The organism is Anaerotignum faecicola, from assembly GCA_024460105.1.
In the GTDB taxonomy this organism is placed as follows: Bacteria; Bacillota; Clostridia; order Lachnospirales; family Anaerotignaceae; genus JANFXS01.
The window spans coordinates 1-575 of sequence record JANFXS010000085.1 but is presented as its reverse complement, the minus strand read 5'-3'; the positions used below and the strand labels follow the sequence as shown (position 1 = coordinate 575).

The 575-nt window shown below is 38.4% G+C and carries 1 protein-coding gene; it reads right to left on the bottom strand.

Annotated features, from left to right (window positions below; translation table 11 throughout):
• Positions 1–114: 114 nt before the first annotated feature.
• Positions 115–575, bottom strand: a 461-nt coding sequence (locus tag NE664_12875) for an AraC family transcriptional regulator (protein ID MCQ4727528.1), incomplete at its 5' end; no start/stop codon positions are given.

The following is a 575-nucleotide window of genomic DNA, read 5'->3' as shown; positions in this document are numbered from 1 at the left end:
CCTCCATGTAAAAAGAAAGAGCGTCTGCACGACGCTCTTAAATCATCTGCTAGTACAGATGATAGTATATTGTATCTGGTATTTTGCCGCCACTCTAAAAAGACCAAACATCCTCTATTTGGACAACTTTTTTCGGAACTCGGAAGGCAGTTCTCCAAATTCCTTTTTGAATACTTCGGAAAATTTACTTGGATTATCGTATCCCATTTTAGCCGCAATTTCTGTTATGCTGTCAGAAGTATCCCGAAGCAAGATCGTGGCAGCCTGCATACGATAGGATTTCATATAAGCATAAATAGAACACCCATAAACGCCCTTGAAGCAAACCTTCATTGAGGTAAGAGGAATTTCAAATTTTTCTGATAACTCCTGCAAAGTATAATGGTTGCGAAGATCAGCTGTCATATATTCCTGCATTTTCTTTATTGTTTGTACTTGATTTCTTGCAAAATATCTTCGTTCTTCCTGGTAATCCTGAAGCGAAACCTGATTCAGAAACATCAGCAATTCCAACACTTTCACTTTTAAATAGTAAGCGATCATCCGAGGCTCCACCCGATAAAGTTCCGAAAAAA